General features: G+C 74.3%; 12 protein-coding genes. 6 read left to right on the top strand and 6 right to left on the bottom strand.

All coding sequences use genetic code 11. The features are described 5' to 3' along the window. Positions 1-53: 53 nt before the first annotated feature. Positions 54-746, bottom strand: a complete 693-nt coding sequence (lexA, locus tag ACFP3V_RS16640) for a transcriptional repressor LexA (protein WP_380584093.1) — start codon at positions 744-746, stop codon at positions 54-56. 227 nt (positions 747-973) lie between these two features. Between lexA and ACFP3V_RS16635 the strand changes: the two genes are divergently transcribed. Further along, positions 974-1,381, top strand: a complete 408-nt coding sequence (locus ACFP3V_RS16635) for an SsgA family sporulation/cell division regulator (RefSeq protein WP_380584091.1) — start codon at positions 974-976, stop codon at positions 1,379-1,381. A 22-nt stretch (positions 1,382-1,403) separates the two neighbouring features. Here ACFP3V_RS16635 and ACFP3V_RS16630 read toward each other — a convergent pair whose 3' ends face one another. After that, positions 1,404-1,961: a TetR/AcrR family transcriptional regulator gene (locus ACFP3V_RS16630; RefSeq protein ID WP_380584089.1), complete on the bottom strand. Its 558-nt coding sequence runs from the start codon at positions 1,959-1,961 to the stop codon at positions 1,404-1,406. Between the two features lie 102 nt (positions 1,962-2,063). On the opposite strand from ACFP3V_RS16630, the gene ACFP3V_RS16625 reads away from it, so the two are divergent. Continuing rightward, complete coding sequence (locus tag ACFP3V_RS16625; RefSeq protein ID WP_380584087.1) at positions 2,064-2,963, top strand: SDR family oxidoreductase; 900 nt, start codon at positions 2,064-2,066, stop codon at positions 2,961-2,963. A 225-nt stretch (positions 2,964-3,188) separates the two neighbouring features. Here ACFP3V_RS16625 and ACFP3V_RS16620 read toward each other — a convergent pair whose 3' ends face one another. Beyond that, positions 3,189-4,106, bottom strand: a complete 918-nt coding sequence (locus tag ACFP3V_RS16620; protein WP_380584085.1) for an NAD(P)-binding domain-containing protein — start codon at positions 4,104-4,106, stop codon at positions 3,189-3,191. Further along, positions 4,099-4,857, bottom strand: a complete 759-nt coding sequence (locus tag ACFP3V_RS16615) for an IclR family transcriptional regulator (RefSeq protein ID WP_380584083.1) — start codon at positions 4,855-4,857, stop codon at positions 4,099-4,101. The genes ACFP3V_RS16620 and ACFP3V_RS16615 overlap by 8 nt, the downstream gene beginning before the upstream one ends. Before the next feature lie 181 nt (positions 4,858-5,038). On the opposite strand from ACFP3V_RS16615, the gene ACFP3V_RS16610 reads away from it, so the two are divergent. Together ACFP3V_RS16610 and ACFP3V_RS16605 are read left to right on the top strand one after the other, a co-directional pair. Next, positions 5,039-6,397, top strand: a complete 1,359-nt coding sequence (locus tag ACFP3V_RS16610) for an amidohydrolase family protein (RefSeq protein WP_380584081.1) — start codon at positions 5,039-5,041, stop codon at positions 6,395-6,397. Further along, complete coding sequence (locus tag ACFP3V_RS16605; protein WP_380584080.1) at positions 6,394-7,467, top strand: dipeptidase; 1,074 nt, start codon at positions 6,394-6,396, stop codon at positions 7,465-7,467. Before ACFP3V_RS16610 ends, ACFP3V_RS16605 begins: the two co-directional genes overlap by 4 nt. 10 nt (positions 7,468-7,477) lie before the next feature. Here ACFP3V_RS16605 and ACFP3V_RS16600 read toward each other — a convergent pair whose 3' ends face one another. Continuing rightward, positions 7,478-7,744, bottom strand: coding sequence for a hypothetical protein (locus tag ACFP3V_RS16600; protein WP_380584078.1), 267 nt, complete (start codon positions 7,742-7,744; stop codon positions 7,478-7,480). Between the two features lie 93 nt (positions 7,745-7,837). Here ACFP3V_RS16600 and ACFP3V_RS16595 point away from each other — a divergent pair, with 93 nt between their 5' ends. Continuing rightward, positions 7,838-8,878: a LacI family DNA-binding transcriptional regulator gene (locus ACFP3V_RS16595; RefSeq protein WP_380584076.1), complete on the top strand. Its 1,041-nt coding sequence runs from the start codon at positions 7,838-7,840 to the stop codon at positions 8,876-8,878. Positions 8,879-8,961: 83 nt separating this feature from the next. Further along, a complete protein-coding gene (gene yicI / locus ACFP3V_RS16590) occupies positions 8,962-11,247 on the top strand; it encodes an alpha-xylosidase (RefSeq protein ID WP_380584074.1) in 2,286 nt (761 codons plus the stop codon). Positions 11,248-11,369: 122 nt separating this feature from the next. Here yicI and ACFP3V_RS16585 read toward each other — a convergent pair whose 3' ends face one another. Then, a complete protein-coding gene (locus ACFP3V_RS16585; protein WP_380584072.1) occupies positions 11,370-11,789 on the bottom strand; it encodes an SSI family serine proteinase inhibitor in 420 nt (139 codons plus the stop codon). Positions 11,790-12,680 lie beyond the last annotated feature (891 nt).

The following is a 12,680-nucleotide window of genomic DNA, read 5'->3' as shown; positions in this document are numbered from 1 at the left end:
GCGAGGCCGGGCTAACCCGGTTTCCGGGCAGGGTCCGTGAGCCGGTCCGGGGCTCAGAGCCCTCGCATGACGGCCACGACGCGGCCCAGGACGGTGGCGTGGTCGCCCGGGATGGGGTCGTAGGCGGGGTTGTCCGGCATCAGCCACACCCGGCCGTCCTTGCGCTTGAGCCGCTTGACGGTCGCCTCGTCCTCCAGCAGCGCGGCGATCACGTCCCCCTCGTCCGCGGCCTGCTGATGGCGGACCACGACCAGGTCGCCGTCGAGGATGCGGCCGGGCCCGGCCATCGAGTCGCCCCGGACCTTGAGCACGAACAGCTCCTCCGGGTCGTGGGCGCCGACCAGTTGGGGCGGGAGCGTGAACACGTCCTCGACGTCCTGCTCCGCCGTGATGGGCGCCCCCGCCGCGATCTGCCCCAGCAGCGGCGCGGTGACGGCGGGCCCCGGATCGCGGTCCCCGGCCGGGGAGGCGGCGGGCTCCTGCGCGACCAGCGCGTAGGAGCGCGGCCGGTTCGGGTCCTTGGCCAGGAAGCCCAGCCGCTCCAGCCGGTTGACCTGGTGCGACACCGAACTGGTGGACGTCAGGCCGACCGCCGCCCCGATGTCCCGCATCGACGGCGGATAGCCGTGCGCACGGACGAAGGACGCGACCGCGGCCAGCACCGCCTCCTGACGCTCGGTCAAACCGCGCGCGTTGACGCGCGCCCCCGCGGGCCTACCCGGGTGCTTCGGGGTCTGCTGCGTCATCGTCGTCGTCCTCCGCTGGTGATCGTCCCAGCAGGTTATCCCGCGACGCCCCGCCCGGGCAGACCCGGGCCGCACTGACCCGGCCTCGCGCCGCGCCGCGCCGCCGCCGCGGCGCCCTTACCGCGAACCGGTCCGTCCTGTCAGCAGTTCGGTCGATCTTGCGGAGTGACGCCGTTTCGCGGGCACGGTAGTGGGGAGCGCACACACGGGTGGACGGGGAGCGGCGGATGGCAGGCAGAGTGAAACGGCTGGTGGAGTTCCAGACGGTCGGCGGGGCGTGGGGGTGGATGAGCCTGCGCTATCACGTGAGTTCGCCCTTCGAGGTCGTCGCCCACTTCGCGGCTCCCGTGGCGACCGGCAACTCGGGCGCGCTGTGGCGCTTCGCCCGCGACCTGCTCCGCGACGGGCTGTACCTGCCGGCGGGCGAGGGCGACGTCCGCGTCTGGCCCACGTCCCGTGGCACGGTGGTAGAGCTGCGCGGCGTCGAGGGCACCACCCGGCTCCGTGCCCCCTCCCTCGCGCTGGCGGAATTCGTGCACGCGACGGGGCAGTTGGTGCCCTTCGGCACCGAGTCGCAGGCCTTCGAGGTCGACTGGGACACCGCCGTGCGGTCCCTGCAGCGCCACCAGCCCTGAACAGACCCCCTGCGTTGCGCCGCTACGCCAGCGCGCGCAGGGCCGCCGCCGTCTCCGTGAAGCAGGCGTCGATGTCGCCGGTCGCCTGCTCCGACACCCAGCGGACGAAGGTGACGTGAAAGACCGTCACCGCGCTGTGGGCAGCCAGGCTCGCCTCGGGTTCGGCGACGCCGCGTTCGCGCAGCGCCGCGCTCGTGGTGTCGGTGAGAGCCGCCAGCTTGAGCAGCTCGCGCTCCTGCAGGCTGGGGTGGGCCGCGATGATCCGCGAGCGGTGCACGGCCAGTTCTCCGCGCTCCCCCAACTGGTCCGCGGCCGCGCGCAGTCCGGCCAGCGCCGCGTCCAGCGCGGCGCAGCCCTCCGGGGCGGCCAGGATCGCCTCACGCACCGTCTGCTCGAGCCTGGCGGCGCCGTCGAAGAGGACCTCGCGCTTGTCGCTGAAGTGGCGGAAGAAGGTCCGCTCGGTCACCCCGGCCCGCTCGGCGATGTCCCCGGCGGTGGTCTCGTCGAACCCGCGCTCGGCGAAGAGTTCCATCGCGGCGCGGAACATCCTCCCCCGCGCGTCCGGCTGCCAGCGTCCCATGCCCCGGAGTTTAGCCTGACCGAGTCCTGATGACAGCGACTGACATCGTGAGCTACAGTTGATGTCAGTCACTGACATGCCTGCACGAAGGGAAACCCCGCCATGCGCGTCTTCGTCACCGGCGCTTCCGGCTGGATCGGCTCCGCCGTCACCGACGAACTGCTCGCCCACGGACACGAGGTCGTGGGCCTCGCCCGCACCGACGCGGCCGCCGCCGCCCTCGCGGCCAAGGGCGCCAAGCCCCACCGGGGCGACCTGGACGACCCGGACGGCCTCGCCGCGGCTGCCGCCGCCACGGACGGCGTCGTCCACCTGGCCTTCAAGCACGACTTCGCCAACTACGCGGCGGCCGGCCAGACCGAACACGCCGCCGTCCAGCGGATGCTGGACGAACTGGAGGGCACCGGCCGCCCCCTCCTGGTCGCCTCCGGTCTCGCCTCCGGGGTCACCGGGCGTCCGCTCACCGAGGACGACCCCTCCCCGTTCCACGGCTCCGACTCCATGCGCGGCGGCAGCGAGAACCTGGCGCTGTCCTACGCCGACCGCGGCGTCCGGCCGGTCGCGCTGCGCTTCGCCCCGACCGTCCACGGCGTGGGCGACCACGGCTTCACCGCCCGGCTCGCGCAGATCGGCCAGGAGCAGGGCGCCGTCGGCTACGTCGGCGACGGGTCCAGCCGCTGGGCCGCGGTGCACCGCTCGGACGCGGCGCGGATGGTCCGCCTCGCCCTGGAGCAGGCCCCGGCCGGCTCCCGCGTCCACGCGGTGGCCGAGGAGGGCATCCCCTCCCGCGACATCGCCGCCGCCCTCGGCGACTTCCTCGGCCTGCCCACCGTGTCCGTCGCGCCTGAGGACGTCGACGCGCACTTCGGCTGGCTCGGTCGCTTCTTCCAGATGGACATCGTCGCCTCCAGCGCGCGTACCCAGGAACTGCTCGGCTGGACTCCCACCGGCCCGACGCTGCTCGAGGACATCGCCGCGGGCGCCTACGCCCTGCCCTCCTGACACCTCGTCAGCTACCGCCCCGGCGCTCGGGTCCCGCCGAACTCCACCCCCGGTGGGACCGGAGCGCCGCGAAGCAGCCGCTCCGAGCGAAGGCTCAGGGCACGCCCGGCGCGCGCAGCGCCGAGCGCCGCGAAGCGGTCGCTCAGCGCGCGGGCGCACGCCACGCCGATGCGCGTGGGGAACCGCCGGCGCCGCGAGCGTGGCCGTGCCCCCGGGCCCGCGGCCTCAGGCGTGGAGGGTCCGCCAGGCAACGGAGGCCGCGGCCACGTCCAGCGCGGCGTGGCCGGTGGACTTGAAGACCGTCGTCTCCCGCTCCTCCCGACGTCCCGGTCGGCGCCCGGCGAGGACGTCCCCGAGCAGGGTCACCCGCTCCGCCGGCACGCCCTGCAACTCGAGTGCCCCGGCGGGCGGTTCAGCGGAAGCCGCCCCCGCCCACTCCGCGAAGAGACTCCCCCGGGCGACGGCTTCCGGGTGCAGCTCCCAGCCGTCCGACCCACCCACCGAACTGAGGTGCACCCCAGGCGCCAGCCAGTCGGGATCGACCACGGGCGTCCGGGCCGCCGTACAGCACAGCACCGCATCCGCCCCGCGCACCGCCTCGCGCACCGGGGCTGCGACCGCGCCGGGCAGCAGGCGGGCCGTCTCCGCCGCCCGCTCGGCGTCGCGGCCGCCGACCACCACCTCCGCGTCCAGGTCCAGCGCGCCCAGCAGCGTCAGCTGGGCGGCGGCCTGAACCCCCGTCCCCACCACGGCTATTCGCCGCGGCCGCTCCCGTGCCAGCGCCGACAGGGCCGCGGTGGCGCAGGCCGCCGTGCGCAGCGCGGTCAGCGGTTCGGCGTCGAGCAGGGCGCGCAGTTCGCCCGTCCGCTCGTCGAAGAGCGCCACCACACCCTGGTGCCGCGTGCGGCCGGGGCGCTCGCGGTCGTGGAAGACCGAGACCAGCTTGGCCGCCAGCCCCAGGCCCGGCACATGCGCGGGCATGACGCCCAGCAGCCCGCCGGGCGCGCGGGCGGCGACACGCGGTGGCGCCGACACGCTGCCGTCCGCGATCGCGACCAGCGCGGCGAGGACGGCGTCCAGCAGCGGGAGCGGCTGCAGCGCGGCCCGAGTGGCGGCGGCGTCGAGAATGGGAAGGTCAGTCACGATACTCCTGAGGCTGCGTCAGTTCGGTGAGCCGGGTGCCCAGCCGGGCCGCGCAGCGCTCCAGCTCCGCCAGCAGCTCCCGCAGCCTCGGGCCGGTGAACTCCCGGGCGGGACCGACCAGGGCGAGCGCGCAGACGGGCGTGCCCGCGGCGGAGGTGACGACGCGGGCGGCCGAACCGACGAGTTCCTCCGCCCGGCCCCGCTGGACCGCATGCCCGTCCCGCACCGCGCGTTCGATCCGCTGCCGCAGCCCGTCCGGGTCCGCGCCGTCCTCCCCGGCCGCCCGCAGGTAGGGTTCGCGCTCGCCCTCCGGCAGCGCCGCGACCAGCGCGAGCGGGCCGGCGAAGCGATGCGGCGGCAGCAGTTCCCCGCGCAGGTCGCTGATCATCCGCAGCGCGTCGGGACGCACCACGTCCAGCACCCGCGAGCCACCGGGCGCGAGGACCTGAACGTTGGCCATCATGCCGGTGCGGTCCGACAGTTCCGCCAGCACCGGACGGGCCAGGCCGGTGAGCGAGCGCCGCCGGGACACGTCGGCCAGCTGCAGCAGCACCGGCCCGGGCAGGTAGCGGTCGTCCAGGCGCAGCACCCAGCCCCGCTTCACCAGGTCCGCCAGGACCCGGTACGCCGTCGCGCGGTTCATGCCGAGCGCGTCGGCGATCTCGCTGAGTCGCGGCGGACGCGCGGCACGGGCCACGGCCTCGGCCAGGTCGAGCGCCTTCTCGACCGCGGTGGTTGCGGAGGCGGGCACGGGCTCCCCTTTCTGGTGCGGGCTGCGCTATGGTGCCAGAGTTTCCTACTACGTACAGGCTGTTTCAACTGTTGAAATGCGAGTCGGCTATCCGACCCTTTCAACGACCGGTTCAACGACCGCAGGAACAGCACCGAGCACGGCACCCGTCGCGGGGACGGTTCGCCGGAGGGGGGCCAGGGTGACTGCTGAGACCCGAGGAGCGCCGACGCCGTTCGCGCCCGCAGCCGCGGGGACGGTGACCGTCTACCGCGGCGCCACCGTGATCGACGGCACCGGCTCGGCCCCGCGGCCGGCCACCACGGTCGTCGTCGACGGCGAGCGCATCGTCGCCGTCGCGCCGGACGCCGCCGCGGCCGTCCCCGTGGACGCCGAGGTCGTGGACCTGGCCGGGCACTGGCTGATCCCCGGGCTGATCGACTCCCACCAGCACGTGGCCACCCCGCCCAACCGTCCTGTCGCCGAGGCCGTGCTCCGCCGCGACCTGCTCGGCGGCGTCACCGCGACCCGCGACATGGCCGACGACCTGCGCCAGGTCGCCGACCTCGCCCGCGCCTCGCTGGTCGGCGAGATCGCCGCCCCCGACCTCCACTACGCCGCGCTGATGGCCGGGCCGAGCTTCTTCGACGACCCGCGCACCTGGCAGGTCTCCCAGGGGGTCGTCCCGGGCAGCGTCCCGTGGATGCAGGCGGTCGCGCCGGACACCGACCTGCCGCTGGCCGTCGCGCTGGCCCGGGGCACCTTCGCCACCGCGATCAAGGTCTACGCGAACCTGCCCGGCGAGACCGTCGCCGCGATCACCGCCGAGGCGCACCGCCAGGGCGTCCCCGTCTGGGCGCACGCGGCGGTCTTCCCGGCCACGCCCAGTCAGGTCATCGCCTCCGGGGTGGACAGCGTCTCCCACGTCACGCTGCTCGTCCACGAGGCGGCGCGGCGGGAGTTGACGAGCTATCGGGACAAGCCGCCCATCGACTTCGACCGCTTCACCGGGGGCGATGACCCGCTCATGCGCGCCCTGTTCCAGGACATGCGCCGGCGCGGCACGATCCTGGACGCCACCGCGAGCATGTGGGCCCGCATCGCCGCGGACGCGCAGGCGGAGGGCGACGACGACCTGCACGGGCTCGCCGTCCGCAACGCGGACATGGCCGCCGCCCTCACCGCCCAGGCCCACCGCGAGGGCGTCGCCCTGGCCACCGGCACCGACAGCGACCCTGACCCCGACGCGGAGTGGCCGCCGCTCCACGACGAGCTCGTCTTCCTCGCCGAGCGCTGCGGCATCCCCGTCCTGGACGTCCTGCGCAGCGCGACACTCGTCGGAGCCCAGAGCATCGGCGCGGAGCGGGACATGGGCTCGGTCGAGCCGGGCAAGCTCGCCAACCTGGCGGTCCTCGCCGCCGACCCGCTGACCGACCTCGGCGCCGCCCTCCGCTCGATCCGCCTCACCGTCAAGCGCGGCCACCGGCACGAGCGTGGCGCGGGCGTCGTGGGCCACGCCCCCGTCCCGGTTCCCGCCGCCCGGAAGGAGGCAGCCGTATGACCGCGCCCGTCGCCGTCGCACCGCTCGTCGTCAACGCCCTCGGCGCGCTGGAGAACCCCAACGCGGCGAGCGCGGACCACGCCGCCCTGCAGCAGGACGCCGGGCAACTCGCCGTCGACGCCCGCGCCCTGGCCGACGCACGGGCCTCCGGCCTCACCGCCGTCAACATCACCCTCGGCTACGTCATGGGCGACGAGCCGCCGTACGCGTACACGCTGGAAGAGATCCGCGCCTGGGACGCCATCCTCGCCCGCCACCCACGGGACCTGCTGCCCGTCCGCACCGCCGCCGACATCCGCCGCGCCCACGCGGAGCGCCGGATCGGCGTCATCTACGGCTTCCAGAACGCCGTGGCGGTGGGCGAGGACCTCGGCCGGGTCCGCGAGTTCGCCGAACTCGGGGTCCGCGTCGTGCAGTTGACGTACAACCAGGCCAACCACATCGGGGACGGCTCGATGGCCCCGGAGAACCGCGGTTTGACGCCCTTCGGGCGGGAGCTGGTGCACGCGCTCAACGAGCAGCGGCTGATGGTCGACCTCTCCCACAGCGGCGAACGCACCTGCCTGGAGGCGGCGTCCTGGTCCCTCGCCCCGGTCTCCGTCAACCACACCGGCTGCCGGGCCGTGGCCGACCTGCCCCGCAACAAGACCGACGAAGAACTGCGCCTGGTCGCGGACCGGGGCGGCTTCGTCGGCATCTACTTCATGCCCTTCCTCACCCTCTCCGGCCACGCGCGGGCGACGGACGTGGTCGAGCACCTGGTGCACGCCGTCGACGTCTGCGGCGAGGACCACGTCGGCATCGGCACGGACGGCCCGGTGACCGCGATCGACGACCTCGACGCCTACCGCGAACAACTCGCCGCCCAGGTCGCCGCCCGCGCGGCCGCGGGCGTCGGCGCCGCCGGCGAGCGTGCGGACACCCTCCCCTTCGTCGAGGACCTGCGCGGCGTCGACCAGTTCCGCACCCTCGCCCGCCTCCTGGAGTCCCGCGGCTGGTCCGACACCCGCATCTCCAAGATCCTCGGCGGCAACTTCCTGGCCTACGCCGAGCGCGTCTGGGGCGGCTGAGGCCCGGCCCTCACGGGGCGTCAACTCCCCGCCGCGCGAACAGCATCGCCCCCTGCCGACTCTCCGCCGAGGCCACCCTCGTCCACGCCTCGACACCGAACCCGGCCGCCTCCAGCCACCCGGCCAGCCGGCCAGGCTGCCGGCGGTGCACCCGGACCCGCATCGGGTGGCCGCCGTACCCCTGTGTCTTGAGCTGCGCGCTCGCTGCCCCGGCGAGGACGAAGCCCCCGGAGGCGCCACCCTGCCCGTCAACCCGGTCGACCCGGACTCTGGACACGGCCTTCGGCGTCCCGATAACCTCGCCGTCGAAACGATTAGTCGAAACGATTCACCATTCGGCACCGACACAGCGTGGAGTGCGAGCGACGACATGGTCACCATCAAGGACGTCGCGGCCCGGGCCGGGGTCGCCGTGAGCACCGTGTCGTACGTGCTCAGCGGCTCCCGCCGCATCTCGGAGAAGACACGGCAGGCCGTCCAGCAGGCCGTCGACGAGCTGGGGTACCACCCCAGCGCCAGCGCGCGCACCCTGCGCGGGGCGCGGACGAACGTGCTGGCGCTCGCGCTGCCGCGCAGTGGGCGGGACTACCGTCCGGTGGACGGGCGGTTCGCCATCGAGCTGTGCGACGCCGCCCGTGAACGGGGCTACGACGTCCTCATGCTGACGGAGCGTGAGGGTCTGCGCGGGCTGCGCCGGGTGACCCGCGCCGGGCAGGCGGACGGGGCCGTCCTCATGGCCGTCACCGAGGACGATCCCCGCGTCACCGCACTGGAGGAACTGGGGCTTCCCTACGCCCTCCTGGGCACCCCCCACCCGCAGGCGCCCGCCGCCGCCACCGCGCCCTTCGCGGACCTCGACTGGGCCGCCGCCGTCGAGCAGGCCGCCACCGCCGCGGCCGACGCGGGGCACCGCCACGTGGCCTACGTGCCCTGCACCGCCCCCGAGGTCGCGGACCGGAAGGGCTACGCCCTCGCCGGCCTGGCGGGGGCGCGCGCCGCCGCAGCCCGGCTCGGCCCGGACCGCCTCCGCATCCTCGAACCTCCGCAGGCCAACGAGGAGTTGGGCCGTACCCTCGCGAAGCTCCTGGCCGACCCGGCGAACCGGCCGACCGCTCTGCTCCTCCAGCACGTCGACGGCCTCGCCACCGTCTTCGCCGCCGCCGCGACCGCAGGCCTCGGCGTGCCCCAGGATCTGTGCGTCGTGCCGGTCGGCAGCATCGCCGAGGAGCACGGGGGGCGACGGCTCCCCCGGGTCGAACTGCCGGTCCTGGACATGGCCGAGGCGGTCACCGACCTCCTCGTCCGCGCGATCGACCGGGCCAGCCGGGCCGAGGGCCCCCGAGCCGCCGACACCCGCCTGATACCGCCCGTGCTCCTCGGCGCCGACCTGCTCGCGCCGCACCGCCCCTGACGCGCACCGCTGATGTGCACCGCTGACGTCCCCTGCCTGACCACCCACCCTGCGTCCTTCCCTTCCCGGAGGAGTCCCCCGCGATGAAGTTCACCGACGGCTACTGGCTGATGCGACCCGGCTGCACCGCCCGCTACGCCGCCGAGGTCGCCGACGTCCGCGCGGACGAGGACCGGCTGACGCTCTACGCGCCGGTCAAGCACGTCGCGCACCGCGGCGACACGCTCAACAGCCCCCTGCTGACCGTGGAGTGCTGGTCCCCCGCCGAGGGGGTGATCGGTGTGCGGGCGACCCACCATGCCGGATCGGTGCGCCGGGGGCCGGAGTTCGCCCTGCCGGGGGCGTCCGCCGAACCCTCGGGCAAGGTCCGCCGCGACGGCTCGGTGGTCGAACTGTCCTCCGGCGAGCTGACGTTGCGCGTGGACACCGCCGCGCCCTGGCGGCTGGAGTTCCGCTCCGGCGACCAGGTGCTGACCCACGCCGGCGAGCGGGGCACCGGATTCGTCACCGATGCCGAGGGCCGCCACCACATGGTCGGCCAACTCGCCCTCGGCGTGGGCGAATCCGTCTACGGCCTGGGCGAGCGCTTCACCCCGTTCGTCAAGAACGGTCAGACGGTGGACATCTGGCAGGCCGACGGCGGCACCAGCAGCGAGCAGGCCTACAAGAACATCCCGTTCCACCTCACCAATCGCGGCTACGGCGTCTTCGTCAACCACCCGGGCAAGGTCAGCTACGAGGTCGGCTCCGAGGCGGTCGGGCAGGTCCAGTTCAGCGTGGAGGACCAGTCCCTCGAGTACTTCGTCGTCCACGGCCCGACCCCCAAGGAGATCCTGACCCGTTACACCGCCCTCACCGGCCGTCCCGCGCTGCCGCCCGCGTGGGCGCTCGGCCTGTGGCTGACGACGTCGTTCACCACCGAGTACGACGAGGCCACCGTCAACCGCTTCGTCGGCGGCATGGCCGAACGCGGCATCCCGCTCAGCGTCTTCCACTTCGACTGCTTCTGGATGCGCGAGTACCAGTGGTGCGACTTCGACTGGGACGCGGAGACCTTCCCGGACCCCGAGGGCATGCTGGCCCGGCTCAAGGAGCAGGGGCTGCGCATCAGCGCCTGGATCAACCCCTACATCGCGCAGAAGTCACCGCTGTTCGAGGAGGGCATGCGCAACGGCTACCTGCTGCGCCGCACGGACGGCAGCGTCTGGCAGTGGGACCTGTGGCAACCGGGCATGGCCCTGGTGGACTTCACCAACCCGGCCGCCCGCGACTGGTTCACCGGCCGGCTGCGCACGCTCCTGGACCAGGGCGTGGACTGCTTCAAGACCGACTTCGGCGAACGCGTCCCCACCGACGTCGTCTGGCACGACGGTTCCGATCCGGAGCGGATGCACAACTACTACACCCACCTCTACAACCAGGCCGTCTTCGAGCTGCTGCGCGAGGTCCGCGGAGAGGGCGATGCCCTGCTGTTCGCGCGTTCGGCCACGGCGGGCGGGCAGCAGTACCCGGTGCACTGGGGCGGCGACTGCGAGTCCCACTTCAACGCCATGGCGGAGTCACTGCGCGGCGGGCTGTCCCTGGGCCTGTCCGGCTTCGGCTTCTGGAGCCACGACATCGGCGGCTTCGAGGGCACGCCGACGCCGACCGTGTTCAAGCGCTGGGTGCAGTTCGGGCTGCTCTCCTCGCACAGCCGACTGCACGGCAGCAAGTCCTACCGGGTGCCCTGGGACTACGGCGACGAAGCCGTGGCCGTGACACGGGAGTTCACCCTGCTCAAGCACCGCCTCGCCCCCTATCTGCAGCGCGCGGCGCAGCAGGCGCACGCCACCGGCGTGCCGGTGATGCGCGCGATGGTGCTGGAGTTCCCGGACGACCCCGCCGCGGCGGCCCTGGACCGCCAGTACCTGCTCGGCGACGACCTGCTGGTGGCCCCGGTCTTCACCGACGACGGCACGGTGGAGTTCTACGTCCCCGAGGGCACCTGGACCAACCTGCTGACCGGCGCTCGGCTCACCGGCCCCCGCTGGGTGCGCGAGCAGCACGGCTTCCACACTCTGCCACTGCTGGCCCGTCCCGACTCGGTGATCCCGATGGCGGCCGACGACCAGCGCCCGGTGTCGCCCTGGGCCGAGAACGTCGAACTGCGGGTGCACGCCTTCGCCGACGGCGCCGAGCGCACGGTGGCGATCCCGCGCTCGGACGGCCCGGGCGAGGTGGCCCGGTTCCGCGTCCGCCGCGACGGCGAGCGGCTGCGGGTCAGCACCGACAGCGAGCATGCCTGGCAGCTGCGACTCGGCGGCCCCGAGGGTCCGCTGCACCTGTTCCCTGCCGGGACGACGAAGGCCGAGATCCCCTTCGCGGATTGAACCGTATCAGCCCGGCACGGGCTGCCGACGGGCACCGTGCGGCGCCGATCCGTCGCCAGGGGCGGAGCCGCACGGCTGGCCGGCCGGCCCGATCCGGAGAGCGGCCACGAACCGACGCGCCGTCAGAAGCGGAACAACGAGCGGGTGCGCACGCGCAGTTCGCAGTCGTTGCCGAAGCGGCGCTTCCAGTTGACGGCCCTGCCGTGCCAGGTGCCGGTGGCGGTGGCGACGACGGGCGAGTAGAGGAGGATGCAGGCCTGGTCGGAGGGGAGCTCCAACGTGCCCTTGCTCGCCTCCAGATCGGCGCAGGCCCGCGCCGGGTCCGGGTGAGTGCCGCCGACCGGGTCACAGGTCAGCGTGACCGAACGGCTCGGCCGCGCCGGCAGGCCCTCGTCGGGGGACGGGTGCTCCAAGGTGAGCAGCAGCTCGGTCGCTCCCCCGCCGGAGGGCTCGGTCGTGGCGTCGGCCACGGTGGCCGCTCCGGTGAGCGTGAGTGCGGTGCCCGCCACCACCGCGGCGAGGACGTTCCGGCGAAGGCTCATGCCCACCCAACGCGCCCAGCCCTCGCCCGTCACGGTCCCCCTGCCGATCGGGTGACGCCGAGAACCGGCGCCACGGCGGAGGTCGCGCCACCCGACACGCCCCCATCCCCCGCTGATCCGCAGGCCACCGAGCCGCGCCGGACCCCCGGCCGCCCGGCATGCCCCCATCCGCTGACCCGCGGGCCTTGCCCAGCCGCGACGGAAGCCGCCCACCCGGTATGACCCCACCCGCGGGGCCCCGCCCAGCCGCGACGGAAGCTGGGCCGCCCTACATGCCGCGACGGAAGCTCGGCCGCCCAGCATGACCCCACCCGCCGACCCGCGAGGCCCCGCCCCGCCGCGACGGAAGCGGCCCCCCGGACCTGCCCCCATCCGCTGACCCGCGGGCCTTGCCCAGCCGCGACGGAAGCCGCCCACCCGGTATGACCCCACCCACTGACCGGCGGACCCCGCCCAGCCGCGACGGAAGCTGGGCCGCCCTACATGCCGCGACGGAAGCTCGGCCGCCCAGCATGACCCCACCCGCCGACCCGCGAGGCCCGCCCAGCCGCGACGGAGGCGCGACCGCCGACAGACGCTGAGCCGCCCGCCCCAACCTCACATCCGCGATCCGCGGCCCCAGACCGTCCAGCCCGGATGGACGCCGGCGAGGCGGCCCCGCAGGGACCCCGCCCACCCGGTGGGCAGCCGACCCCCGGGGGCCGGCCTTCGCGGTCTGTGGGCGAAGCACCCCACACCACTCGGCGAGCACCGCTCGGTGAGCACCACTCGGCTGTACCGAGGCGTCGTACGAGTTCGTCGTGGCCCGCGCGGCTCGCGCTCGGCCGCCCCCGGTCACCGGCCCGCCGCCCGCCCTAGATGATCGATTCCAAGGGATCCCTGCGGGCATGA

This window comes from Streptacidiphilus monticola (genome assembly GCF_042658505.1).
GTDB classification, from domain to species: Bacteria; Actinomycetota; Actinomycetes; order Streptomycetales; family Streptomycetaceae; genus Streptacidiphilus; species Streptacidiphilus monticola.
The sequence above is the reverse complement of the archived record's forward strand: the minus strand, read 5'-3'. Positions and strand labels throughout refer to the sequence as shown.

Coding starts and splice junctions, on each gene's coding strand:
- yicI (WP_380584074.1), top strand. CDS start 8,962: ATGAAGTTCACCGACGGCTACTGGCTGATGCGACCCGGCTGCACCGCC.
- ACFP3V_RS16605 (WP_380584080.1), top strand. CDS start 6,394: ATGACCGCGCCCGTCGCCGTCGCACCGCTCGTCGTCAACGCCCTCGGC.
- ACFP3V_RS16595 (WP_380584076.1), top strand. CDS start 7,838: ATGGTCACCATCAAGGACGTCGCGGCCCGGGCCGGGGTCGCCGTGAGC.
- ACFP3V_RS16635 (WP_380584091.1), top strand. CDS start 974: ATGGCAGGCAGAGTGAAACGGCTGGTGGAGTTCCAGACGGTCGGCGGG.
- lexA (WP_380584093.1), bottom strand. CDS start 746: ATGACGCAGCAGACCCCGAAGCACCCGGGTAGGCCCGCGGGGGCGCGC.
- ACFP3V_RS16585 (WP_380584072.1), bottom strand. CDS start 11,789: ATGAGCCTTCGCCGGAACGTCCTCGCCGCGGTGGTGGCGGGCACCGCA.
- ACFP3V_RS16630 (WP_380584089.1), bottom strand. CDS start 1,961: ATGGGACGCTGGCAGCCGGACGCGCGGGGGAGGATGTTCCGCGCCGCG.
- ACFP3V_RS16625 (WP_380584087.1), top strand. CDS start 2,064: ATGCGCGTCTTCGTCACCGGCGCTTCCGGCTGGATCGGCTCCGCCGTC.